The 24,175-nt window shown below is 64.3% G+C and carries 19 protein-coding genes; 13 read left to right on the top strand and 6 right to left on the bottom strand.

From position 1 onward, the window contains the following. Positions 1 to 26: 26 nt before the first annotated feature. Positions 27 to 614: an XRE family transcriptional regulator gene (locus FJ414_RS22765; protein WP_246672481.1), complete on the bottom strand. Its 588-nt coding sequence runs from the start codon at positions 612 to 614 to the stop codon at positions 27 to 29. A gap of 236 nt (positions 615 to 850) precedes the next feature. Here FJ414_RS22765 and FJ414_RS22760 point away from each other — a divergent pair, with 236 nt between their 5' ends. Then, on the top strand, positions 851 to 1,555 hold the full coding sequence (locus FJ414_RS22760) for a nitroreductase (RefSeq protein WP_140646639.1): 705 nt from the start codon (positions 851 to 853) through the stop codon (positions 1,553 to 1,555). A 22-nt stretch (positions 1,556 to 1,577) separates the two neighbouring features. On the opposite strand, the gene FJ414_RS22755 is transcribed toward FJ414_RS22760, so the two are convergent. The 5 genes from FJ414_RS22755 to FJ414_RS22735 form a co-directional block, all read right to left on the bottom strand. After that, the gene (locus tag FJ414_RS22755; protein WP_140646637.1) at positions 1,578 to 3,020 is read right to left on the bottom strand and encodes an MFS transporter; all 1,443 of its coding nucleotides are present in this window, start codon (positions 3,018 to 3,020) and stop codon (positions 1,578 to 1,580) included. Between the two features lie 160 nt (positions 3,021 to 3,180). Continuing rightward, positions 3,181 to 3,768, bottom strand: coding sequence for a sarcosine oxidase subunit gamma (locus FJ414_RS22750; RefSeq protein ID WP_140646683.1), 588 nt, complete (start codon positions 3,766 to 3,768; stop codon positions 3,181 to 3,183). Positions 3,769 to 3,775: 7 nt separating this feature from the next. After that, positions 3,776 to 6,784 carry a sarcosine oxidase subunit alpha gene (locus tag FJ414_RS22745; protein ID WP_140646635.1) on the bottom strand — a complete coding sequence of 1,003 codons (3,009 nt, stop codon included), beginning with the start codon at positions 6,782 to 6,784 and terminating at the stop codon, positions 3,776 to 3,778. Beyond that, positions 6,781 to 7,059, bottom strand: a complete 279-nt coding sequence (locus FJ414_RS22740; protein ID WP_140646633.1) for a sarcosine oxidase subunit delta — start codon at positions 7,057 to 7,059, stop codon at positions 6,781 to 6,783. The genes FJ414_RS22745 and FJ414_RS22740 overlap by 4 nt, the downstream gene beginning before the upstream one ends. A 14-nt stretch (positions 7,060 to 7,073) precedes the next feature. Then, entirely contained in the window at positions 7,074 to 8,333 is a 1,260-nt protein-coding gene (locus tag FJ414_RS22735; RefSeq protein WP_140646632.1) for a sarcosine oxidase subunit beta, read from the bottom strand. Between the two features lie 192 nt (positions 8,334 to 8,525). Between FJ414_RS22735 and FJ414_RS22730 the strand changes: the two genes are divergently transcribed. The 12 genes from FJ414_RS22730 to FJ414_RS22675 all read left to right on the top strand — a co-directional run bounded on the left by FJ414_RS22730 (position 8,526) and on the right by FJ414_RS22675 (position 24,144). Beyond that, complete coding sequence (locus FJ414_RS22730) at positions 8,526 to 11,015, top strand: mechanosensitive ion channel family protein (protein ID WP_140646631.1); 2,490 nt, start codon at positions 8,526 to 8,528, stop codon at positions 11,013 to 11,015. A 190-nt stretch (positions 11,016 to 11,205) separates the two neighbouring features. After that, complete coding sequence (locus FJ414_RS22725; RefSeq protein ID WP_027167119.1) at positions 11,206 to 11,469, top strand: hypothetical protein; 264 nt, start codon at positions 11,206 to 11,208, stop codon at positions 11,467 to 11,469. Between the two features lie 249 nt (positions 11,470 to 11,718). Further along, entirely contained in the window at positions 11,719 to 13,152 is a 1,434-nt protein-coding gene (locus FJ414_RS22720) for a UbiA family prenyltransferase (RefSeq protein WP_140646630.1), read from the top strand. Further along, a complete protein-coding gene (locus FJ414_RS22715) occupies positions 13,152 to 14,504 on the top strand; it encodes an FAD-binding oxidoreductase (RefSeq protein ID WP_140646628.1) in 1,353 nt (450 codons plus the stop codon). The genes FJ414_RS22720 and FJ414_RS22715 overlap by 1 nt, the downstream gene beginning before the upstream one ends. Before the next feature lie 123 nt (positions 14,505 to 14,627). After that, a complete protein-coding gene (locus tag FJ414_RS22710; protein WP_140646626.1) occupies positions 14,628 to 15,056 on the top strand; it encodes an EamA family transporter in 429 nt (142 codons plus the stop codon). After that, entirely contained in the window at positions 15,053 to 16,060 is a 1,008-nt protein-coding gene (locus FJ414_RS22705) for an NAD(P)-dependent oxidoreductase (protein ID WP_140646624.1), read from the top strand. Before FJ414_RS22710 ends, FJ414_RS22705 begins: the two co-directional genes overlap by 4 nt. A 32-nt stretch (positions 16,061 to 16,092) precedes the next feature. After that, positions 16,093 to 17,559 carry an aspartate aminotransferase family protein gene (locus FJ414_RS22700; protein ID WP_181181686.1) on the top strand — a complete coding sequence of 489 codons (1,467 nt, stop codon included), beginning with the start codon at positions 16,093 to 16,095 and terminating at the stop codon, positions 17,557 to 17,559. A 12-nt stretch (positions 17,560 to 17,571) separates the two neighbouring features. Beyond that, positions 17,572 to 18,804, top strand: a complete 1,233-nt coding sequence (locus FJ414_RS22695; protein ID WP_140646620.1) for a hypothetical protein — start codon at positions 17,572 to 17,574, stop codon at positions 18,802 to 18,804. Then, entirely contained in the window at positions 18,801 to 19,553 is a 753-nt protein-coding gene (locus FJ414_RS22690) for an FkbM family methyltransferase (RefSeq protein WP_140646618.1), read from the top strand. The genes FJ414_RS22695 and FJ414_RS22690 overlap by 4 nt, the downstream gene beginning before the upstream one ends. A 156-nt stretch (positions 19,554 to 19,709) precedes the next feature. After that, a complete protein-coding gene (locus FJ414_RS22685) occupies positions 19,710 to 22,271 on the top strand; it encodes an FAD-dependent oxidoreductase (RefSeq protein WP_140646616.1) in 2,562 nt (853 codons plus the stop codon). A 107-nt stretch (positions 22,272 to 22,378) separates the two neighbouring features. Then, positions 22,379 to 23,143 carry a site-2 protease family protein gene (locus FJ414_RS22680; protein WP_140646614.1) on the top strand — a complete coding sequence of 255 codons (765 nt, stop codon included), beginning with the start codon at positions 22,379 to 22,381 and terminating at the stop codon, positions 23,141 to 23,143. A 59-nt stretch (positions 23,144 to 23,202) separates the two neighbouring features. After that, the gene (locus tag FJ414_RS22675) at positions 23,203 to 24,144 is read left to right on the top strand and encodes a phosphoribosylaminoimidazolesuccinocarboxamide synthase (RefSeq protein WP_140646612.1); all 942 of its coding nucleotides are present in this window, start codon (positions 23,203 to 23,205) and stop codon (positions 24,142 to 24,144) included. Positions 24,145 to 24,175 lie beyond the last annotated feature (31 nt).

Raw genomic sequence — 24,175 nt, 5'->3', positions numbered from 1 at the left:
GGGCACTTTTGGGCGGCATGCAGTGTTCAATAGACAGGCGGTGAAACCACCCAAATGACGACCGCTGCCTCGACCCCAGGATTGCGCCAGCGGAACGGCTTGCCCTCGAAGCGGAACGAATCGCCTTCGCCGAGACGATGCCAGACGCCGTCGATCTCGATCTCGAACGTGCCCGACGCGACATAGCCTGCTTCTTCCGTCGGGCGGCGCGCTTTGGTCTTCAGCTCCGCGCCCGGCGCGAAGACCGAGCGCAGCATCTCGAAGCTACCGCCGAGATCGGGCGACAGAAGCTCCTCCACCAGGCCGGATTCACTTGTGCCAAGCGAACGGCGGCTGCCGGCGCGCACGACCACGCCGCGCTCCTGCTCGATAGGGACATCATGGCTGAAGAACAAGCTGATCGGAACATCGAAGAGGCTGGCGAATGCCCTCAAGTCACCGAGCGAAGGAACCGAGAGGCCGCGCTCGACCTGGCTGACCCAGCCGACCGAACGGCCTAACTTGAGCGCAATTTCAGCGAGCGTGAGGCCGCGCGCCTTGCGGAGCGCACGGATGTCGCCGGCCAGCAGCCGGTCACCATTGTCCTGCTCCGATTTGGTCGCGGTCGGGGTCAAAGGTTGCTCGTGAAAAAATCTGGATAAATTTCATGAGAGGGTAAAACCATGAAAAAATCAAGGAGATTTTCATAGGCCACAAGATTTGCTTGCGCGTTTTCGGCGGTTGATGCAAAGGCTCGCGCACGAGCGGCGAGTGGGGCGTCCGGTCAGGGACCAGTTTTAGCTTATAGTCTGCGGATGGTCGTTAAGGAAACCGGGTTGCGGGTTTCTGGCCATGCCGAAAGGGACGACCCATGCTTGAGAAGAACATCCGGATCGCGTCGGATGCGGAGATCGTCGATGAGGCGATCATGTCGCGCCGGTCGGTGCGCGCCTTCCTGCCCGATATGGTCGATGACGACACGATCCGCGCGATCCTGGCCGTCGCCGCGCGCGCGCCGTCCGGCACCAACATGCAGCCCTGGCGCGTCTATGTGACCAAGGGCGAGGTCAAGCAACGCATCAGCGACGCCATCCTCAATTCCGGCATCCGCGCCGAAAAAGCGGAGTGGGACGAGTACCGCTACTATCCCGACCAGTTCTTCGAACCATACCTCACGCGCCGCCGTGCCAACGGCTTCGGGCTCTATGGCGTGCTAGGCATCGGCCGCCGCGAGGTCGACAGGATGCGCGCCCAGCACGACCGCAACTTCATCTTCTTCGACGCGCCGGTCGGCATGATCTTCACGATCGACCGGAGATTGAACCAGGGGTCGTGGATCGACTACGGCATGTTCCTGCAGAACATCATGGTGGCGGCGCGGGGCAGGGGGCTGCATACCTGCCCGCAGGCGGCCTTCGCGCCCTATCACCGCCAGATCAGGCCGGTGCTCGGTATTCCCGACGAGGAGATCGTCGTCTGCGGCATGGCGCTCGGCTATGAGGACACGTCGAAGCCCGAAAACGAGTTCCGCACCGACCGCGCGCCGCTCGAGGACTGGGTAAGCTTCGCGGAATAATGGCACCGAGTTTCTCGGTCGGCTAATCGGTGCTCATATGCGCGCCGTGCCCGCTGACATGGGCGCCATCCTGCGGCGTCAGCCTGAGATAAGCCGACAGCGCGCAAAGCGTGATCAGCCCTTCGATGACGAACAGGATGCGATAGTCGTTGACGCTGGCCTTGCCGCCGCCGGCAAGCAGCGACAGCAGTGCAGCGGCGAGGCCGACGCTGATCGCCACCGCAAGCTGCCACAAGATGTAATAGAGCGCGCTGAAGCGCGCGAGCTGCTCCGGCGCGATATCCGAATAGGAAAGGTTGCCGGTCGAGGCCCATTGCACCGAACGGAAGACGCCGAAGGCGAAGATGTAGGCCAGGACGATCCAGGCCGGCAGGCTCTCTTGCATCAGGGCAAAGCCCGCGACCAGCAAAGCGACGATCGGCGTGTTGGTGACCAGCACGCGCCTGAAACCGAAGCGGTTCAACAGGCGCGGCATGAAGAAGCGCATCATCAACGACCCGATCGCGGCGACGAAGGTCAGCGATCCGGCCTGCACGGCGCTCATGCCGAAGCCGAGCTGGAACATCAGCGGCAGCAGGAAAACCACCGAGCTCAGGCCGATCGTGTCGAGGGCGCCGCCGGTGAGGAAGGAGATGCGGAAGGTGCGGATGCGCAGCAGGTTGAGATCGAGCAGCGGGTTGCGGGCGCGCAGGCAATAGAAGGCGGCAACCGCCAGGATGACGATCGCCAGGCCAAGCTCGATGCCGATGAGACTGCTTGCGGCATCCTTGGCGGCAAGCGAATCCATGCCGAAGACCAGCAGCCCCATGCCGCTGCCGACGAGCAGGAAGCCCGGAAAATCGAACGGCGTGCGGACCGGCTTGGTCGTCGTGGGAAACATGGAGGCGGCCAGCATCGCGGCGGTCAGCGCGATCGGGATGTTGATGTAGAAGATCCAGCGCCAGGAGACGTAAGTGGTGAGCGCGCCGCCGACGAGCGGGCCGACAAGCGGCCCGGATTGGCCGGCCAGCGAGATATACATGTTGATCTTCAGCGTGCGGTCGCGCGGGAAGCTCGACAGGATCACGACCTGGCCAAGCGTGCCCATCAGCGCGCCGCCGCAGCCTTGCAAGGCGCGCGAGCCGACCAGCATCCAGATGTTTTCCGAAAGGCCGCACAGGGCCGAGGCGCCAGCAAAGACGAGCAGCGCGAAGCAATAGACGTTGCGCAGGCCGAAGCGGTCGGCCAACCAGCCGCCGAGCGGCATGGTGACGATGAGGCTCGCGACGTAGACCGTGATCAGCAGGCCAAGCTGGCTTGGCGGGCGATCGAGGCTCTCGCCGATGCCGGGCAGCGCGGTAACCACGACATTCTGGTCGAGGCTGGTCATGAACACGCCGCAGGCGACGGTCGCCGGCAACAGCATCGACGGACCCCCCGCCGGAGCAAAGCGGGTCGTGGCCGTCGCCGAAGTCTCAACAGTCATGGAAGAGTATGGTCGAACTGGTTGCCTGAGCGGACGTTTGCCCTGGCAAACGCCGATGATTCCTATCTATCGTCCCTGCTGGCCCAACGCTCAAGCAGCAGTTGTAATCGTCCGTAGTGCCAGATGCCGGCTGGACCATTCCTGATCTTGCCGCGCCGGGCTATTGCACTTCGTAACCGACCTCCTCCGAGGCGTGGCACAAAGCCTTCCAGAACGAGCGCGCGAAAGAGCGGAAGACGTAGATGTCGAACTGGTCGGCGCCTGTGCGCTGGATCTGCGCAAAGACGTCGTGATGGTTGGTCGAACGTCCAGCGCCGAGCGGGAAGGCCGGCAAGGCGAAGTCGATGGCGAAGAATTTCGCCATTACCCATTCGGCCTTCGGGCCGGCGATGCGGATCGCGGTGCGGCCGTGCGAAAGGTCCGTCAGTGTGCCGATGGCCGGCGTGATCGATCCGGCAAAGGCCTGAGCCAGGCCTTCGGCCTCGTCCACCACGGTGAATTTCCCCGGCGCGAAGCCGAAAACGGCGCGGGCGCCGTTGCTCGCGCCGCCGCCGGCGCCGTCGGGCAGCGCGAGCCCGGTGACCTTGCGGACAATTTCGATCAGCCGCTTCTCTTCGCCCGGCCATGCGGCGAGCTGCAGGATCGAGCCCGGCCGCGTCTCGGACAGGATGACATCGACGCCATGTTCGAAATTGCCGTGCGACCCCGGATGATAGTCGGGCTCGAGCGGCGATTGGCGTTCTGGCAACTGGTGCTCAGCCATGCATGCGGCTCCCGTCCGGATCGTAGAAGTGGTTGGAGACGATCTCGATCGGCCCGAACCGGTTGCGCAGCGGATCCGAGACGAACGCGCGGGTCCCGTGACGCGCCTTGCCGCCCTTGACCAGGGCCAGCGCGACATATTTGCCCAGCGCCGGCGAATAGCAGCAGGCGGTGATGTGGCCGAGCGAGTCGTGCGGATTGGCCTCGTCCAGTTCCTCGACGATGTGTCCGCCGCCGTTGAGCGGCCGGTTGTCGAGGGCGATCAGCCCGACCAGTTCGAGCCGGTCGGGCGCGATCAGGCCTTCACGGTCCATCATGGCCGAGCCGATGAAGGGCTTCTTCTTCGACAGCATCCAGTCGAGATGCAGATCGCGCGCGGTGGTGCGGCCGTCGATCTCGGCGCCGGTGACATGGCCCTTCTCGATGCGCATCGTGCCCAGCGCCTCGAGCCCGTAGGTGACCAGGCCGAAAGGCTTGCCGGCCTCGATCAAGGCTTCCCAGACGCGGGTGCCGTAGCCGGCGCCGGAATAGACCTCGAACGCCATTTCGCCGGAGAAGGACAGCCGGCAGATCATCACCGGAACGCCGGCGATCCGGCCATGGACGATGCCCATGAAGGGCAGGCTGGCGTTGTCGACGGCGGTGCCGGTGACGCAGGAGGCAAGGATGGCGCGCGCGTTCGGTCCGCCGATCGCCGCGCCCGCCCATTCGTCGGTGACGGAGGTGACGGTGACCTTCAGCTCCGGCCAGATGACGTCGAGGAAATATTCCAGATGCTGCATCACCTTGCCGGCATTGGCGGTGGTGGTGGTCATCAGGAATTCCTGCTCGCCAAGCCGCCAGGTGGTGCCGTCGTCGAAGGCAAGCCCATCCTCGCGCAGCATCAGGCCGTAGCGGGCCTTGCCGACCGCGAGTGTGGAAAACATGTTGGTGTAGACGCGGTCGAGGAACTCGGCCGCGTCGGGCCCTTGCACGACGATCTTGCCCAGTGTCGAGACGTCGACGATGCCGGCGCTTTCGCGTGTCGCTTTCGCTTCGCGGACATAGGCCTGCTCGACCGTCTCGCCGGCAAGGCCGTAGATCATCGGGCGGTACCAGAGGCCGGCCGAATACATCCTCGCGCCATTGGCAAGGTGCCAGTCATGCATCGGCGTCAGTCGTTCGGGCTTGAGGTCGCCGAAGCGCTCGGCGGCCAAGGAGCCGATCGACACCGCCGTGTAAGGCGGGCGGAAGCGCGTCGTGCCGACTTCGGGGATCGGCTTGCCGAGCGCCTCGGCCATGATGGCAAGGCCAGGCACATTGGAGTTCTTGCCCTGGTCGGTCGCCATGCCGAGCGTGGTGTAGCGCTTCAGATGCTCGACCGAGACGAAGCCTTCGCGATGCGCCAGCCGCACGTCCTCGGCGGTCACGTCGTGCTGGAAGTCGACAAAGCTCTTGCCCTTGGCCTTGATCTCGAAGACCGGCGCCGGGTCGGGATCGCCGGGGGCCGCCTCGACGACGGGCAGGGGAGCGGATGACGCTGCACCGCCAGCCGCCTGAAGGCCGGCCGCGCGGCCTTCGGCGATGGCTTCAGCAGTCGAAAAACTGCCGGTGAAGGCGCCGGCGCCAATCCATTGCTGATTTGGCCAGCGCTGCGTCGGCTTCGGCGGCAGGAAGGCCTGCCGGGCCGGGTTCCATTCGGCCTTCGCTCCGGCCTGGCTGGCAAGATGGATGGTCGGCGACCAGCCGCCGGACATCAGAAGGCTGTCGGCATGGATGCTGCGTTCGTCGCCGCTCAGCGCACCGCTCGTGGCGTCGAAGCGCTGCACCTTGAGGCCGGTGAGGGCCTTGCCGCCCTCGGTCGCAACCACGGCGTGGCCGTCCAGCAGCTCGGCCTCGGCCTCGCCGGCGAGCCGGCGCATGTCGTTCGAGACGTCGGCGCGGACATCGACGATGGCAACAATGGTCGCGCCGGCCTTCTTTAACGCAACGGCCGAGCGGTAGGCGCTGTCGTTGTTGGTGAAGAGCGCGATGCGCTGTCCCGGCAGCACGCCATATTCATTGACGTAACGTTCCGCCGCATGCGCCAGCATGACGCCGGGACGGTCGTTGCCCGGAAACACCAGCGGCCGCTCGAAGGAACCGGTGGCGAGCACCACCATGCCCGCGCGGATCGCCCAGTAGCGCTGGCGCGGCTCACCCTTGGCGGCCACTTCCTTGTGATCGGTGACGCGTTCGAGCGCGGCCAGCGTGTTGCCGTCGTAATAACCCCACACCGTCGTGCGCGGCAAAAGGCGGACATTGTCGTTGCCTTCGAGCTGGCCAACGGTGCGCTGGGCCCAGTCGGCGGCAGGCATGTCGTCGATGGTTTCGCCCGACCAGTTGGCGGAGCCGCCGAAGTTGGCCTCGAGATCGGCGAGGATGACGCGGGCGCCCTGGTCGGCGGCGGCCTTTGCCGCCATCAGGCCGGCCGGACCGGAGCCGACGACCAGCACGTCGCAAAAAGCGTTCATGCGCTCGTAGCGCGCCGGATCGGGCGCGGTGCCAGCCTTGCCGAGGCCGGCGGCGCGACGGATGAAATGCTCGCAGAACATCCAGAAGCGCGTGCCCTTCAGCGGGCCGATCACTGGCCCCATGAAGGTCTTGTAGTAGAAGCCGGCCGACAAGATCTTGCCGCCGAGCTGGTTGATCGCGCTTACATCCCAGGCAAGCGAAGGCGTGCGGTTCTGGCTGACGGCGACGAGACCGTCGTAGATCTCGACCATGGTGGCCGGGATGTTCGGCTCGCGCACTTCGCCGCGCAGCACCGTCACCAGCGCGTTCGGCTCCTCGACGCCGGCGGCAAGCAGACCGCGCGGGCGGTGATATTTGAAGGAGCGGCCGAACAGCGTCACGCCGTTGGCGAGCAGCGCCGAGGCCAGCGTGTCGCCGGCATGGCCGGTGTAAGGCGCGCCGTCGAAGGTGAAGCGGATGGTGCGCAGCCGGTCGATCCGGCCGCCGGTCTCCGTGCGGCGAGGGCTCACGAGCGGCCCCCCGCCTTGTGGCCGCCACGAGCGAAGGCGGTGCTCAGGATCTCATGCGTGATGGTGTTGCGCACGACCCTCAGATGCGCGCGGCAGCCGCCGGAATGCTGCCAGATCTCGTTGTGATCGCCGGCCGGGTTCAGCCGGTCGTAGACATAGGCGTTCCAGGCGTCGAGGTTCTGCGAGGCCGGCTGCGGCCGCTCGCGGTTACCGTCGCCCTGGTAGGTGAATTCGATGACGTCGCGCGGCCCGCAATAGGGACAGGTGATAAGCATTCTCTTTCAAAACCCTAATGCAGCCGCGGGTTCGCGCCCTGGCCTTTGTCGTCGATGATCAGGCCACGATAGAAGCGGTCGAGCGTGAAGGACGCGTTGAACTCGTGCGGCTCGTCCTTGGCAATCGTGTAGGCAAAGCACCAGCCCGACGCGGGCGTCGCCTTGAAGCCGCCGTAGCACCAGCCGCAATTGAGATACATGCCCGGCAGCGGACCGGTGGTGATGATCGGCGAACCGTCCATCGTCATGTCGCACAGCCCGCCCCAGGAGCGCAGCATGCGCACGCGGGCCAGGCCGGGGAACAGCGCCAGCATCTCGCTCATCACCTCGTCGACAATCGGCAGGCTGCCGCGCTGGGCGTAGCTGTTGTAGCCGTCGAGGTCGCCGCCATAGACGAGGCCGCCCTTGTCGGATTGCGAAATGTAGAAATGGCCCATGCCGAAGGTGAGAACGGTGTCGACGATGGGCTTCAGCGATTCCGAGACGAAGGCCTGCAGCACGTGGCTTTCGATCGGCATGTGCGAAATGCCGGCAAGCTGCATGACCTGGCCGGTGCTGCCGGCAACCGCAAGCGCGACCTTCTTGGCGCGGATTTCGCCGCGCGTCGTCGAAACGCCGGTGATGCGGCCGCCGTCGCGCAGGAAGCCGGTAACCTCGCAATTTTCGATGATGTCGACGCCACGCCGGTCGGCGCCGCGCGCATAGCCCCACGCGACCGCGTCGTGCCGGGCGGTGCCGGCGCGCGGCTGCATCAGCCCGCCAAGAACCGGGAAGCGCGCCGAACCCGAGACGTCCAGCGCCGGCACAAGCCGCTTGATCCGGTCGACGCTCATCAGTTCAGCGTCGACGCCGAGATGCCGCATGGCGTTGCCGCGCCTGGCATAATCGTCGAGCTGGGCGGGCGTATGCGCGAGGTTGAGGCAGCCGCGCTGCGAGAACATGACGTTGTAGTTGAGGTCGTGCGAGAGATTCTCCCACAGCTTCATCGAATGTTCGTAGAAGCGGGTGTTTTGCGGCAGGAGATAGTTGGAGCGCACCGCCGTGGTGTTGCGGCCGACATTGCCGGAGCCGAGCCAGCCCTTTTCCAGCACCGCGACGTTGGTGATGCCGTGTTCCTTGGCGAGATAATAGGCAGTCGAGAGGCCGTGGCCGCCGCCGCCGATGACGATCACGTCATAGGAAGCCTTGGGGTCCGGCTTGCGCCAGGCGGGCTTCCAATCCTTGTTGCCGGTCAGCGCGTTCTTGAGCAGCGAGAAGGCTGAATATTCCGCCATTCTTCCTATCGTCCTTATGATGCGAGCGGCAGACTATAGAGCAGGCGGGAAGCGCAAAGCCAAGATTGCGCCATCGCTTTTCGACAGGCCGACTCCCGCCGATGCGGCTGGACGGCTTGCCGCCCGATATGGCGGTCTTTATCAAGGGCGGAAATTTCGAGGATTTTTCGGCTGCGAGTCGCCAACAAACTCATGTTCTTCCGCCTGCTGCGCCTGATCCTGGTCGTCATCGTCGCTGTCTTCGGGCAGCCGGCGCTGGAGGCGTCGGCGCAGGCGATCGGCCATGGCTCATCGCAGCTCATCGCCGACCAGACCAAGGCCATCCAGGACCTGACGGCCAAGACCGACGGCCTGGAGAAGAAATTAGGCGACCCCGATGAGGACGATGCGGGGCTGGTCGACATCCGGTTGCAGCTCGAGGATATTTCGCGGGCGGCGCTGAACAGCGCGCTGGCATTCCGGCAGCGCCTCACCGACATCAACAACCGCGTCGAGGTGCTCGGCTTGCCACCGGCGCAGGGGCAACCTGCCGAGCCGGCGATCGTCAACAACGAGCGCAGCGCGCTCTCCTCGGAAAAGGCTCAGATCAACGCGGTCGTCGCCAGCGCGCAAAACCTGTCGATCCGCGTCAACGGGCTGGTCGACAAGATCGCCGTCATGCGCAGCGAGCTTTTCCGCAGCGTCATCACCAAGCACTATGACCTGACCGAGGCGCTGAGCCCGCAAGCCTTTTCCGACGCGCACGACCAGTTCTCGGGCCTCTACAAGTCGGTGTCGTCGTGGCTGAGCTTCGCCGTCAGGTTCAAGTTCCAGGCGATCCTCGCGGCGACGCTGATGGCGCTGGCGCTGGCGGCGGTGCTGTTGATCGGCGGCAGGCGCCTGTTCGGCCGCATATTCGAGGCCGACCCGACCGTCGAGGATCCGTCCTATCTCAGCCGCCTGTCGGTGGCCTTCTGGTCGACGCTGCTGCCGACCCTGGCGCTCGGTGTCTTCTTCGCCTCGGCGGTGTTCTTCTTCAATTATTACAATGTGCTGCGGGGCGATATCGGCACGTTCCTCAATGCCTTGCTGACGGTGATCGGCATGGTGTTCTGCGTCAACCGGCTGACCAACGCGGCGCTCGAACCGCGCCTGCCCAACTGGCGGCTGATCCCGGTCGCGACCGGTCCGGCGCGCTGGCTCGTCGGGCTGACGACGGCCATGGCGCTGGTACTCGGGTTCAATTACTTCCTGTCGGTCGTCAACGAGAAGATGGGTTCGCCGCTTTCGCTGACGATCGCCAGGGGCTTTGTCGCCACCATCATCGTCGGCGTCATCCTCATCCTGATGGGGTTGCTGCGGCCTTTCAGGGCCGCCGACGGGTCATGGCGCCCCTGGCCGGCCTGGCTTCGTTTCATCGCCATCGGGCTCGGCCTATTCACCATCGCGGCGGCACTGCTCGGCTATATCGGCCTGGCACTTTTCGTCTCGTTCCAGGTCGTGGTGACCGGCACCGTTCTGGTGACGGCCTATATCGGCTTCCTGTCGGCACGTGCGATCGGGGAGGAGGGTGGTTTCGCCGACACTTCGGTCGGGCGATGGCTTTCGGAAAATTCCAGCTACGAGGATACCGCCCTCGACCAGCTCGGCCTGGTGGTCAGCATCGCCATCAACCTGATGATCGTGCTGGTGTTCCTGCCGCTGATCCTTTTGATGTGGGGCTTCCAGCCCGGCGATATCGAGGCCTGGGCCTACAAGCTGGCGACAGGGGTCTCGATCGGCTCGGTGACCATCTCCTTCCTCGGCATCCTCAGCGGTATCGTGGTCTTCGTCATCGGCTATTTCCTGACGCGCTGGTTCCAGGGCTGGCTGGATGGCTCGGTGATGGCGCGCGGCAAGGTCGATGCCGGCGTGCGCAATTCGATCCGGCTCGGTGTCGGCTATGCCGGCGTGGCGATTGCCGGCCTGGTCGGCATCTCGGCCGCAGGCATCGATCTTTCCAATCTCGCGCTGGTTGCCGGCGCGCTTTCGCTGGGTATCGGCTTCGGCCTGCAGAACGTCGTGTCGAATTTCGTTTCGGGCCTGATCCTGCTTGCCGAGCGTCCGTTCAAGGTCGGCGACTGGATCGTCGCGGGCGACGTCAGCGGCACGGTACGCAAGATCAGCGTGCGCGCCACCGAGATCGAGACCTTCCAGCGCCAGGCGGTGATCCTGCCCAACTCGAACCTGATCAACAATGCGGTCGGCAACTGGACGCATCGCAACAAGCTCGGGCGCATCGACATCAAGGTCGGCGTCGCCTATGGCAGCGACGTCAAGCGCGTCCATGCCATCCTGATGGACATTGCGCGCGCCCATCCGATGGTGCTGAAGAATCCCGAGCCGTTCGTTCTCTTCGCCAATTTCGGGGCGGCCGCGCTCGAATTCGAAATCCGCGTGTTCGTCGCCGACATCATGAACGGCAGCGTCGTGCAGAACGACATCCGCTTCGCCATCTTCGATATCTTCGAGGAGGAGCGGATCGAGATACCCTCGACGCCGCGCGCCGTGGTCGAAACGAAGAAGCACGAGGCCTGGCCGATCGACGACGACAAGATCGAGGCCGAATTCGCCGAGCGGCAGAGGCTGGAGGCGGAAGCTGCGGCAGAGCGGGAGCGGCTGGCCAAGATGAAGCGCAAGGGCCGCAAGCCCGATCCTAGTTAAGGTGCACCAATATTCGGGTGGGGCCGGCCTGCAGACCACGCAAGCTGCGCTCATCCGACGCCGAAACCGATTGTGGCATGAATGCGGCATTCAGTTGCGGTTCAGGTAACATCTCATATAAGCTTCGATGCAAAGGGCGAGAATGCCTTGCAAATTTGAACAGAGGCGGTGTGTGAACACCGGAAATGCAATGTGGAAGTCTGTCGTTGCCGCCATCGCTTTGCTGGCTCTGGGCGGTTCGGCTTTCGCCGCCAGCGCGATCAACAGGGACGCTCAGACGCGGACCCTGGTCGTGACCGAAGGCGGCGCCAAGAGCGAGCTGACGCTTGCCGCCGGCGAGACGGTGGAATTCTGCTCGAACGGCTGCTTCGTCACCCTGCCCAATGGCGACCTCGAAGCCCTGACCGGCTCGGAAACGGTCGAAATTTCGGGCGGTGCGGCCCGCATCAAGTAACCGTCGCCGCAAGATTGGCGCAGCAAGATTTGGCAAAGGCCGGACCGATGTCCGGCCTTTTATCGTTTTCGGTAGCCGTCGCTTAACGATGACGCCCGAAAACCGGTATGACCACGCGCTGCAACCGGGCGTTTTAACGTTCGCTGCGTCATCACCCGCTATATCCGACCCGAGGACGCCGGCACGCGGCGTGGGTTGAGTTGGCGCGTGGTCCCTTTCCGGGATCTTGCGATCGATCGGGGCAGGACAATGGACGCGAGGTCGGACAGGAACGCAATCCCGCTTGCGGTCGATCTCGACGGCACGCTGATTGCGACGGACCTTCTGTGGGAAGGGCTGTTCATCCTGTTCAAGAAGAACCCGCTCTATCTCTTTCTTGTGCCGCTCTGGCTGACCGGCGGTCCCGCACGGCTGAAGCAGGAGATCGCCAGGCGCGTCGACATCGATCCGGCCTCGCTGCCCTACCGCCAGGACCTGCTCGACCGGTTGCGCGCCGAGCACCGGGAGGGTCGCGTGATCGTGCTGGCGACGGGAACGCCGCACAAGTTCGCGGAGGCGATCGCGGCGTATCTCGGCATCTTTGATCAGGTGCTGGCGACCGATGGCCCGCACAACATGACGTCGGGCAGGAAATGCGCGGCACTTGTCGCCGCCTATGGCGACGCGGGCTTCGACTATGCCGGCAACAGCCGTCATGACCTCAAAGTGTTCGACGCCGCGCGCAACGCGCTCGTGGTGGCGCCCGACCGCAGCGCCCGGCGCTGGCAGGCGGCGCATAGCGCCGAGGCCATGCCGGCGCCGAAGCCGACGCTGAGGACCTACGTCAAGATGCTGCGCATGCATCAGTGGCTGAAGAACTCGCTGATCGCCGTGCCGATGGTGCTGTCGCACGAATATTTCAACCCAAACATGATCTGGCAGTGCCTGCTGGCGTTCGTCTCCTTCAGCGCCATGGCATCCGCCATCTATATCCTCAACGATTTCTTCGACCTGGCGCTCGACCGCAAGCATCCGACAAAGCGCAACCGGCCCTTCGCCAGCGGTGCACTGTCGATCCCGTTCGGTCTCGGCGCGATCGTCGCGCTGCTTGCGATCGGCGTCGCCGCCGGCCTCTTCCTGCCGATCGAATTCCTCGGCGTGCTTGCCGGCTACTTGGTCGTCACCACCGCCTACTCGCTGTCGTTCAAGCGCATGCTTCTGGTCGACGTGCTGACGCTTGCGGGCCTCTACACGATCCGCGTGCTGGCGGGCGCGGCGGCCACCGGCGTCGACGTCTCCTTCTGGCTGCTCGCCTTTTCGATCTTCTTCTTCCTGTCGCTGGCGCTGGTGAAGCGGTTTGTCGAATTGCGCACCACGGCCATTCCTCCGGGCGAGCGCATCGCCGGTCGTGGCTACCGCACCGAGGACCAGGAAATCGTCGCCCAGGCCGGCATGGCCTCTGCCTTTTCCTCGGCGCTGGTCCTGGCGCTCTATATGGATAGCCCGGCGGTTCGCGAGCTCTATCCGCATCCCTGGCTGATATGGCCGCTGGCGCCGATCGTGCTCTACCTCACGATGCGCGTCTGGATCCTCGCCCGGCGCGACGAGATGCATGACGATCCGGTCGTCTTCATCATCCGCGACTGGCGCAGCCAGATCGTCGTCGCCATCGGCGCGGTCTTCCTCGTCGCCGGAGGCTGGTGATGAGGAACGAGCGCTTCGGCAGCTTCGGACTGGCGACGGCGCCGGCGCGCAGGGCGATCCCGGCGGACGAGGCGATCGCCTTGCTGAGGCGCGGCGAGGCGAAAGCCGGATCGCTGCTCGGTTACGGCAATGGCCGCTCCTATGGCGACAGTTGCCAAAACGATGCCGGCATGGTGGTCGACATGCGGCCGCTCAACCGCATCCGTTCCTTCAACGCCGAGACCGGCGTGCTCGAAGCGGATGCTGGTACGCTGCTTTGCGACATCATCGCGCACGCCGCGCCCTACGGCTTCTTTCCGGCCGTGGTTCCAGGCACGCAGTTCGTCACGCTGGGCGGCGCGATCGCCAATGACGTCCACGGCAAGAACCACCATCGGCGCGGCAGCTTCGGCTGCCACGTCGAGGCCCTGACACTGCTTCGGTCCGACGGCCGAACCTATCGCTGTTCGCAAACCGACAATGTCCGTCTGTTCGCGGCAACGATCGGCGGCATGGGGCTGACCGGGCTTATCCTTTCGGCATCGATCAAGCTGATGCGGGTGCCCTCGCTCGACATCACGGAAAAGGCGACGCGGTTTCGCGATCTCGGCGAATTCTTCGATCTTGCCGAGGCTGCCGACCAGGCCAACGAATATGCCGTCGCCTGGATCGATCAGCTTGCCGGGGGCAAAAGGCGCGGGCGCGGGCTCCTGTTCACCGGCAATCATGCCGAGCACGGCTCGCACGCCGCCGCGCGTGCCGGCAGCCGGCTTTCCGTGCCGGTGCAGCCGCCCTTCAATGTCCTCAACCGGCCTTTCCTCACCGTCTTCAACGCGGCCTACCGCTGGAAAAAGGGCAGGTCCGCGGCTCCGCGCCAGGCGGGCTATCAGGGTTTCTTCTTTCCGCTCGACGGCATCCGCGACTGGAACCGGCTCTACGGGCCGCGCGGGCTTTTCCAGCACCAGAGCGTGGTGCCGGAGGCCAATGCGCGCCGCATCGTCCCGGCGTTGCTCGAGGCGGCACGGCGGGCGAGCGAGGGATCGTTCCTGACCGTGCTCAAGCGCTTTGGCGATGTCCGCTCGCCGGCGCTGCTGTCGTTCGCGCGGCCGGGCTACACGCTGACGCTCGATTTCCCCAACCGGGGCGAAAGGACGTTGCGACTGCTTGCCGAACTCGACCGCGTCGCCGTCGAGGCGGGTGGGGCGGTGAACCCTTACAAGGACGCCCGGATGGGTCCAGAGACGTTCGCCGCGTCGTTTCCGCAATGGCAACGCCTGGAGGCACTTCGCGATCCGGCTTTCACATCAAGCTTCTGGGCGCGTACCGCCAAGAGATTGGAGATCGGACAAGGGAGAGCTGAAGCCGCAGAATAGATAAAAGTCGAATAAAACATGGTAAATAAATCGTTACGCCATGGTTTGTTCAAAGCACTATCGTGGCTTCACGAAATATTTGCAGGTTTGTAATAGGACCGCCCAAGGGGCGGGGTGGCAACAATGAAATACATAATCTTCATTCTCTTCACGGTCATGACCAATGCCGCGGCGCAGCTGATGCTGAAGCAGGGCATGATGTCGATAGGCCCTATCTCCTTCGAAGGCGCCAATCCGCTCGTCAAGCTCCTGCAGATCGTGTTCAGCCCCTGGGTGTTCCTGGGCCTCTGCACCTTCGTCATCTCGATGGCATCGCATCTTTATGTGCTGTCCAAGGTCGAGCTCAGCTTCGCCTATCCGTTCCTCAGCCTCGCCTATGTCGCCGTGGCGATCTTTGCCTATTTCGTCTTCCGCGAGGACCTCAACGGCTGGCGCATCGCCGGCATCGCCTGCATCTGCGTCGGCACGATCCTGATCGCGCAAAGTGGCCATGAGGACCAGACGGCTTCCATCGCGCCTGACAGAACCCAAGCAAGCGAGATCGTTCGATGAGACATGTGATTTTCGGCGGCGACGGCTTCGTCGGCCGTCACCTTGCCCCCAAGCTTGTCGCGGACGGGGAGAACGTCGTCGTCGCCGACATCGTCAAGAGCGACCTACCGCACTATCGCTCGGTGCGCTTCATCACATGCGACGTCACCGATCCGGCCTCGGTCGCGGCGGTCGGGCTCAAGGCCGACGACATGGTCTACAATCTGTCGGCCAAGATGCTGTCGCCGATCCAGGTGCGCGCCAAGCGGCATGATTTCTTCTTCCCGGTGAATTTCCACGGCACCGAGCACATCATGCAGGCGATGGACAAGGCCGGCGCCTCGAAGCTCGTCCACTACACGACCGACATGATCTACGGCCACACGGTGGTGCTGCCGATGACCGAGGATCATCCGGTCTCGCCGCTCGGCGAGTACGGGCTGTCGAAGCAGAAGACCGAGGAACTTGCCGGCGAATGGCGCAAGCGCGGCATGTCGATCTCGCTGTTCAGGCCGCGCCTGATCATCGGCCCTGGACGCCTCGGCATCCTGGAAAAGCTGTTCAAGCTGATCGACTGGAACCTGCCTGTGCCGATGATCGGCTCGGGCAGGAATCCTTACCAGTTCATCTCGGTGTTCGACTGCGCGGAAGCCGCCCGCGCGGCCTGGAAGGCCGGCGTGCCGAACGAGGCCTACAATCTCGGCTCGCTCAGTCCGCCACCAGTCAAAAAACTGCTCGGCGACCTGATCCGCCATGCCGGCTCGAGGTCGATCCTGTTGCCGACGCCGGGCTGGGCGGTCAAGCGCACGCTCGACCTGCTCGACCTATTGAACATGCCGATCATGGATCCGGAACAGTATCTGATCGCCGACGAGGAATGCGTGCTCGACGTGTCCAAGGCCGAGCGCCAGCTCGGCTGGGTGCCGCAATATCGCGACGAGGACATGCTGATCGCCGCCTACAGCGAATATCGCGCCAAGCAGGACGGCCAAGCCGTCGCCACCAGACACGTTCCCGCCGAATAAGGCGACGAAGGGAGATTTTTCAGATGACCGTCATGGCCAAGCCGGAACATACCGGAACGCGCACGCTGGTCGATGCGCCGGCGCTATCACCAGCGACCATCGCCAAGCCCGACCTGATCAGCGTCGAGCAGGCCAAGGCGCTGGATGTCGCCCGCATCACCGACCTGTTCAAGGCGCATCTCAATCCCGGACAGCTGCATTTCATGAAGCTGCTCGGCTTCCACAAGATCAAGATCGAGCGCGCCGAGGGCATGTTCTACATCGACCAGAACGGCCGCAAGATCCTCGACTTCTTCGGTGGCTTCGGCTCGCTCGCCTTCGGCCACAACCATCCGCGCATTCTGGAAGCGCGGAAAAAGTTCCAGGAGGAGAAGCGCCAGGAAATAGCCATCGCCTTCATGTCGCAATATGCGGGGGCGCTGGCGCACAACATCGCCAAGTGCTCGCCGGGCGAGCTCGACATGGTGTTCCTTGGCTCCTCCGGCTCGGAAGCGATGGAAGCGGCGGTGAAGCTCGCCGAGCGCTCCGCCGGCCCTAAGCGGCCGAAGGTGGTCTATGCCGAGAATTCCTTCCACGGCAAGACGAAGGGCGTGCTGGCGATCACCGACGGCCAGCTCTACCGCGCCGACTTCAAGGTGGCCGACAATGTCGTGCGCGTTCCCTTTGCCGACATCGACGCCGTCGAGCGCCTGTTCAAGAGCGATCCGGAGATCGGCGTCATCGTGCTCGAAACCATCCAGGGCGGCGGCGGCATCATCCAGGCGCCGGCGCAATATTGGCAGAAGCTGCGTGCGCTTTGCGACCAGCATGGCGTGCTGTGGGTCGCCGACGAAGTGCAGTGCGGTTATGGCCGCTCGGGCCGCTTCTATGCCTTCGAGCATTACGGCGTGGTGCCGGACGTGACGGCGCTGGCGAAATCGCTGGGCGCCGGCAAGGCCGCGGTCGGCGCCATGATCGCCAAGCGCGACGTCTACATGAAGGCCTATGGCACGCCGAAGACGGCGATGATCCATGCCATGGCGACGTTCGGCGGCATGGGCGAGGCCTGCGTCACCGCGATCGAGGGCATCAACGTGCTTTATGACGAAGGCCTGATCGACAATGCTGCGTCGACGGGCGAGTACCTTCTCCAGCGGTTGCGGGCGCTCAAGGAGAAATACCCCAAGATCATCAAGGACGTGCGCGGCAAGGGTTTCATGATCGGGCTCGAGTTCCACGATTTCTCGCAGACCCTGCCGATGGTGCTGCGCCCGGTCGTGAGCGTGCTCGACGACAAACTGAAGGGCTCGCTGTCGGGCTTCGTCGGCTCGCTTTTGTTGCGCGACTACGACGTGCTCGTCGCCTTCACCGAATACAACCGCAACGTCATCCGGCTCGAGCCGCCGCTGATCTGCCAGTCCGAGCATGTCGACCGCTTCGTCGATGCCTTCGACAGCCTGTTGTCGCGCGGCATCGTGGCGATCGTGAAGGATTTCGTAAAAAGCCAGGTCGGCAAATAGAGGCCGCTGAGCATGCTGACCAAGCCGTCCGCTCCGACCAATCCGCTGGAATGGCTGACCGGCGCCGGCCTGGCGTGGGGCGAGGGGGCTTACGCGAAATGGGCGGCATCGATCGGGGCGACCGCCTTCTCGCTCTATATCCTGCTCACCGCCGCGACCGCCTGGTTCATGCCCGACGCCAACTGGGACATGCTGCCTTATCTGGCGATCGCCGAGGAGGGCGCCTATCCCGATCCGCAGGCGCTGCATGACTATGCCTATGAGACGGTCAAGGCGGGCGTATCGACAGGCGATTACAAGACGCTGACCGACGATGGCGGCGGCTTCCGCAGCCACATGACGGAGAATGCCGCAGACTTCCATTCGCTGCTCGGCATGTACCGCATCAAACTCCTCTATGCCGAGATACTGTCCGGTCTCAGCCATGTCGTGTCGCCGGTCGAGGCGATGCGGCTGGTTCAGGTGTTCTCTGTGCTGCTGTTCGGCGCCATCGCGCTCGCCTGGCTGCGCGCGCAAGGCGCGCTGGCGCTGGCGCCCGTGGTCGGCGCGATCCTGATCATGGCCGATTTCGGCGACGCGGCACGCGCTTCGACGCCGGACCTGTTTTGCTCGGCACTGTTCCTCGGCGGGCTCTTCGCCTATGTGCGCAAGCGCGAGGCGGCGACGGCGGTCCTGCTTTTCCTGGCGTTCATGGCCAGGCCCGACAACATCGTCTTCCTCGCCATTTTCGCGATGCTGCTCGTCGCTTTCCGCGAGAGGGCGTGGGGCGCGTTGGCCGGCTTTGCCGCGTCCTTCATCGCCTATTTCGCCATTTCGCACTGGGCCCAGCATCCCGGCTGGTGGCCGCATCTTTGGTTTTCCAGCATCGAGCAGCACTACAACATGGACGGGTTCGAGCCGCCGCTCTCGGTGGCCGCTTATCTGAAGGCTTTCGCGGCGTCGGTGGTGCGCGCCGTCAGCGTCAACAACTGGGTCGGCGTTTCGGTGCTGGCGCTGGCTGGCTGGTTCGGGCTCGAGCGTGCCGGCTTCCGGCTCGACCGCCGCGCCGGCATCCTGCTGGCGGCGCTGGTGCTTGGCGTGCTGGCGAAGTTCGCCGTCTTCCCGATCCACGACACCCGCATCTATTTCCCCAACCTTCTGCCGCCCTTCCTCCTGCTTGTCGCGCCGCTCATGGCGCTGTGGGCATCGGCAAGCCAAAGCGGCCGCCGCGCGGCGCTGCAGGTCATTTCCGGAGACAAGTCATGAGCTCGCTTTCCAACCTGGCGCGCATCTTCCTGTCACTCGGCCTGCCCGCCGGACTTCTCGACCGCAGCCCCTCGCTCCACGGCACGAAATTTCTGGCCAAGGCGGCGTTGAAGGCCCGCTTCGGCGGCCGGCCGTTCCAGATGGTCAATGTCGGCGCCTGCGACGGCGCGCTGTTCGACGACGTGACGCCGTGGCTGCACCGCATTCGCGGCGCCCGCGCCATGCTGGTGGAACCGATCCCGTATAACCAGAAGCGGCTGCGCGCCAATTACCCGGATGCCGAACGCTTCGTCATCGAGCCGGTTGCGGTGACGAGGACCAAGGGCACGATCACCGTGCACACTTTCGATGCCGCCGCGCTCGAGGCCGGCACGCTGCCGCTCGAGTTCATCGGCTGCTCGTCGGTCACCGACACCAATCTGATGTCGGGCAAGAACGCCTGGGGCGAGGCGGATGCCAACTTCAACAAGTTCGCGCCGCATCTGAAGGATATCGAGGTGCCGTCGGAGACCTTGCAGACGCTGCTCGACCGCAACGGCATCACCCACATCGACGCCTTCCTGGTCGACTGCGAAGGCGCCGACTGGATGGTGTTCGAGCAGCTCGACCTCGGGCGCTACCGCCCCGGCATGGTCAAGGTCGAGGTCGGCGCGCTTCCGGCCGCCGAGATCGGCCAGGTCGTGGTCAAGCTGAAGACCGCCGGCTACCAGCTCGGCTTCCAGGCCGAGGATATCTGGGCATTCGTCTGAAGTGTAACCGCACCCAGTGCCACGCTTGCGCGCGGGGTCGCGCCGTACCTGCGACGTGTCGCAAACAGGCGGTAGCTCAATCCGCGACCTCTGCATATTGTGCGCCATTCGAAGGGCGCGCAAATGCGCCGGTCCATCATTCCGGAGTCGCGGGCAATGGCAGAGTTTCCGAAAAAGGCGAAGGTCGTCATCGTCGGCCTGGGCGGTATCGTCGGCGCTTCGGTCGCGCATCACCTGATCGAGCGCGGCTGGGATGACATCGTCGGCATCGACAAGTCGGGCATCCCGACCGATATCGGCTCGACAGCGCACGCCTCGGACTTCTGCTACACGACCAGCCACGATTTCCTCTCGTGCTGGACGACGCTCTATTCCATCGATTTCTACGAGAAGATGGGCCACTACGCGCGCGTCGGCGGCCTCGAGGTGGCGCGCGTCGGTGACGATGCCCGCATGGACGAGATCAAGCGCAAGATCGCCTCGGCCAAATCCTTCGGCACCCGCGCGCGGCTGATCGAGCCGGCCGAGATCAAGCAGAAATTCCCGCTGATCGAGGAGCATCTGGTGCAGGGCGGCCTGTGGGACCCGGATGCCGGTCTCGTCATCCCGCGCTCTCAGACGGTCGCCGGCAAGCTGGTCGACCAGGGCGTCGCTTCCGGCAAGCTGCAGGCTTTCGCGAACACTTCGGCCAAGTCGCTGGTCGTCGAGAACGGCCGCATCAAGGGCGTGGTGACGGAGCGCGGCACGATCGAGGCCGATTATGTTGTGGTCTGCACCGGTATCTGGGGCCGGCTCACCGCGGCGCTGGTCGGCGAGGATTTGCCGGTGATGCCGATCGACCATCCGCTCACCTTCTTCGGCCCCTACAATGAGTTCGCCGGAACCGGCAAGGAGATCGGCTGGCCGCTGCTGCGCGACCAGGGCAACTCGGCCTACATGCGCGACACCGGCGATCCGAAGACCGCCGAGGGCGGCCAGATCGAGTGGGGCTATTACGAGGAAACCAATCCGCGTCTGTGCCATCCGCGCGACCTTCTCGAAAAGGACCAGGCGCGGCTGTCGCCGTCGCAGCGCGACCTCGACATGGAGCAGATCATGGCGCCGCTGGAGCGCGCCATGGAGCTGACGCCCGTTCTTGGCGAGCTCGGCTACAATGAGGGCCATTCCTTCAACGGGTTGCTGCAGGTGACCACCGATGGCGGCCCGTCGATGGGCGAAAGCCAGAAGGTGAGGGGCCTGTGGTACGCCGTCGCCATCTGGGTCAAGGACGGCCCGGGCATGGGCAAGCTGATCGCCGACTGGATGACGGATGGTAGGACCGAGGTCGACCATCATGCGATCGACTATTCGCGCTTCTATCCGCACCAGACGCAGGAACAGTTCATCTGGGATCGCTGCACCGAGACGGCGATGAAGGTCTACAATCCGGCGGTGCATCCGCGCGAACCCTTCTCCAAGGGCCGCAACATCCGCCGCTCGCCGTTCTGGGAGCGCGAGAAGGAGCTCGGCGGCTATTTCATGGAGCTGGGCGGCTGGGAGCGCGCGCATGGCTACGCCGCCAACGAGCATCTGCTGGAGAAGTACGGCAACCGCGTGCCGGTGCGCGAAAATGAATGGGACAATCGCCATTTCTGGCGCGTCTCCAATGCCGAGCATTTGGCGATGAGCGAGGATTGCGGCATCGTCAACCTGTCGCATTTTTCCATGTACGACGTCGAGGGGCCTGACCATGTCGCGTTGCTGGAATGGCTGTGCGCGGCCAAGATCGGCGGCGACAACAATATCGGCAAGGGCATCTACACGCACTTCCTCGACGAGGAAGGCATGGTGCGCGCGGACTTCACGGTCATCCGCATGGCGGACCGCTGCCGGGTGATCGACGGCGCCGACGCCGGTCCGCGCGACTTCCGCTACATGCAGCGCACCGCGCAGGACAAAGGCTTCAACGCCACCGTCACCGACGTGACGGAAAAATACGTCACCATCGGCATCTGGGGGCCGAATGCCCGCACGACCCTGCAGAAAGTGGTCGAGAATCCGGACGGCCTCTCGCTCGAGAATTTCCCGTTCGCGGCGATCAAGCCGATCAGGATCGGCGGCAAGGACGTCACCGCCTTCCGCATCTCCTATGTCGGCGAGCAGGGCTGGGAACTGCATATGCGCTACGAGGATGGTCTCGCCGTCTGGGACGCGCTGTGCTCGACCGGCGTCATGCCTTTCGGCGTCGAGACCTACGCCAACACGCGCCGTATGGAAAAGAGCCTGCGGCTGCAGAACGCCGATCTGCTCACCGAGTACAATTTGCTCGAGGCCGACCTTGCCCGCCCGAAGGTCAAGGAGAACGACTTCTGCGGCAAGGCCAAGCACCTGGAGTATCGCGCCCGTGAGCACCAGCCGGCGATGCTGTGCACGCTGGTGATGACCGAGAACAAGGACGCCAAGGGCGTTGCGCGCTATCCGGTCGGCATCATGCCGGTGCAGGATCCAGCGACCGGCGAGACGCTGGTCGACGAGCTCGGCCGCCGCTCCTTCACCACCTCGGTCGCCTACGGCCCGACGATCGGCAAGAACATCGCACTCGCTTACCTGCCCTGGGCTTTCGCCCAGGAGGGCCGCAAGCTGCAGGTCGAGTATTTTGGTGAGACCTATCCGATCGCGGTCGCCGGCGTCGGCTACAAACCGCTCTACGACCCGGAGAACCTCAAGCCGCGCAGTTGAGATCGTGGACGTTGAAGCACGGATGCGAAAGCCCGGCTTCGACCGGGCTTTTCTCTTTTGTGTGCCAGGATTCTCGCATAGCGTTGCGCCGGGCGGAGTAGGCAAGCTTGCAACGGTTCGGCTGGGACAGGAAGAACGACGCATTCGTCTTCACGATGAAGGGGGACGTTCCCGTTCGTGTCAGCTGGACCTTTGCCATTCCCGCCGCCTTGCCGTTCCTGCATGAATGGTCGAGGTATCCCAGCAGCGCGCTGACTCATACGGTCATCTTTGCCGCGCTGCTGTTCCTGTCGGTGTTTCTGCATGAACTCGCCCATGTCTGGGCAGCGCGGCGACAAGGCATCGGCACCCAACGGATAGATCTGTACCTCTTCGGTGGAATTGCCTGGTTCAAGCCCGGCGCGGCTTCGCCTTACGGCTGGGCGTGGATCTCCTTCGCCGGGCCGCTGGTGAACATCGTCCTGGCGGCGGGCTTTGCCGCTGCCTATTGCCTTTTTGCCCGGCCCTTGTTGCCGGCCGAGCCAGACGGTCTTTTCAGTTGGCCGCCGCCGAGACCGGACACGCTTCTTGAGTGGACGCTTTGGCTTGGCGCCCTGGTGAACGCGGTTCTGGCCATTCTCAACCTCCTTCCGGCCTATCCGCTCGATGGTGGCGCGATCGCCAGGCATCTGCTCGCGCCGCGCTTCGGCGCGGAGACCGCCACGCGGATCGTCGGCTTCTGCGGCGTCGTGCTTTCGATCCTGCGTTTTGCGGTCATTGTGCCCGCGGCCACAGCCGGTTTCCTGATCTGGATTCCGCCGTCTTTCAGGCCGAACTGGAGAGCGTTTCGCGCTGCCGGCAATAAGAAGCCCGCTCCGCAGCATCCGGCTTGATGTGCAGGGGGCCAGCGGCTTATGTGGCCGCATCAGAAGCCCGCGAAAGCAACACGCCCATGCGCATCCTGTCCGACGCCTTCATTCCCGAGCTGCCCAACCGCTACAATGGCAAGGTGCGCGAAAACTACGATCTGCCGGACGGGCGCCGCATCATCATCGCCACCGATCGTCTGAGCGCATTCGACACGATCCTGGCCTCGATCCCGTTCAAGGGAGAAGTGCTCACCCAGACGGCGCGCTACTGGTTCGAGGAAACCGCCGACATCTGTCCCAACCATGTGCTGGAATATCCCGATCCCAACGTCGTCGTCGGCACGCGGCTCGACATGCTGCCGGTCGAGATCGTGGTGCGCGGCTATCTGGCGGGAACCACCAGCACCTCGATCCTGACCAAGTACAGAAAGGGCGAGCGGAGTTTCTACGGCCACAGTTTTCCGGACGGGCTGCGCGACAACGAAAAATTGCCGGAAGCGATCATCACGCCGACCAGCAAGGCCGCCCATGGCGGCCATGACGAGCCGTTATCGGAAGCCGAGATCATCGCAGAGCGGCTGCTCACGCAGGCGCAGTGGGACACCGTATCGCGCTATGCGCTTCAGCTGTTCGCTCGCGGCCAGCAGCGCGCGGCCGAACGCGGCCTGATCCTGGCCGACACCAAATATGAGTTCGGCACGGCGCCGGACGGCGCCATCGTGCTTGCGGACGAAATCCACACGCCCGACAGCAGCCGCTACTGGATCGCGGCGAGCTACGACGAGGCGTTCGAAGGCGGCGGGCGGCCGCAGAGTTTCGACAAGGATTTCATCCGGTCATGGGTGTCGGCGCGTTGCGATCCCTACAAGGATCCGATCCCCAACATTCCGGACGAGATCGTCAACCAGGCCTCGGCGGTCTATATCCAGGCCTACGAGGCGATCACCGGCGCGAAATTCGCGCCCGATCTTTCCGGCGATACGGTGCTGGAGCGCATCCGTTCGAACCTCGCGCGGTATTTTTAGGAAGGTTCCGCCGCCGGCAGAATCCGATGCC

Origin of the sequence: Mesorhizobium sp. B3-1-6 (genome assembly GCF_006439555.1) — a bacterium.
GTDB lineage: Bacteria > Pseudomonadota > Alphaproteobacteria > Rhizobiales > Rhizobiaceae > Mesorhizobium.
Note: the sequence above shows the minus strand (reverse complement) of the source record. Positions and strands in the feature narration are given on the sequence as shown.

Bases quoted from the DNA above. Each gene is read 5' to 3' on its own strand.
- FJ414_RS22710 (WP_140646626.1), top strand. From the start codon at position 14,628: ATGAAATACATAATCTTCATTCTCTTCACGGTCATGACCAATGCCGCG.
- FJ414_RS22705 (WP_140646624.1), top strand. From the start codon at position 15,053: ATGAGACATGTGATTTTCGGCGGCGACGGCTTCGTCGGCCGTCACCTT.
- FJ414_RS22740 (WP_140646633.1), bottom strand. From the start codon at position 7,059: ATGCTTATCACCTGTCCCTATTGCGGGCCGCGCGACGTCATCGAATTC.
- FJ414_RS22695 (WP_140646620.1), top strand. From the start codon at position 17,572: ATGCTGACCAAGCCGTCCGCTCCGACCAATCCGCTGGAATGGCTGACC.
- FJ414_RS22675 (WP_140646612.1), top strand. From the start codon at position 23,203: ATGCGCATCCTGTCCGACGCCTTCATTCCCGAGCTGCCCAACCGCTAC.
- FJ414_RS22690 (WP_140646618.1), top strand. From the start codon at position 18,801: ATGAGCTCGCTTTCCAACCTGGCGCGCATCTTCCTGTCACTCGGCCTG.
- FJ414_RS22735 (WP_140646632.1), bottom strand. From the start codon at position 8,333: ATGGCGGAATATTCAGCCTTCTCGCTGCTCAAGAACGCGCTGACCGGC.
- FJ414_RS22760 (WP_140646639.1), top strand. From the start codon at position 851: ATGCTTGAGAAGAACATCCGGATCGCGTCGGATGCGGAGATCGTCGAT.
- FJ414_RS22755 (WP_140646637.1), bottom strand. From the start codon at position 3,020: ATGACTGTTGAGACTTCGGCGACGGCCACGACCCGCTTTGCTCCGGCG.
- FJ414_RS22730 (WP_140646631.1), top strand. From the start codon at position 8,526: ATGTTCTTCCGCCTGCTGCGCCTGATCCTGGTCGTCATCGTCGCTGTC.
- FJ414_RS22725 (WP_027167119.1), top strand. From the start codon at position 11,206: ATGTGGAAGTCTGTCGTTGCCGCCATCGCTTTGCTGGCTCTGGGCGGT.
- FJ414_RS22700 (WP_181181686.1), top strand. From the start codon at position 16,093: ATGGCCAAGCCGGAACATACCGGAACGCGCACGCTGGTCGATGCGCCG.
- FJ414_RS22720 (WP_140646630.1), top strand. From the start codon at position 11,719: ATGGACGCGAGGTCGGACAGGAACGCAATCCCGCTTGCGGTCGATCTC.
- FJ414_RS22715 (WP_140646628.1), top strand. From the start codon at position 13,152: ATGAGGAACGAGCGCTTCGGCAGCTTCGGACTGGCGACGGCGCCGGCG.
- FJ414_RS22685 (WP_140646616.1), top strand. From the start codon at position 19,710: ATGGCAGAGTTTCCGAAAAAGGCGAAGGTCGTCATCGTCGGCCTGGGC.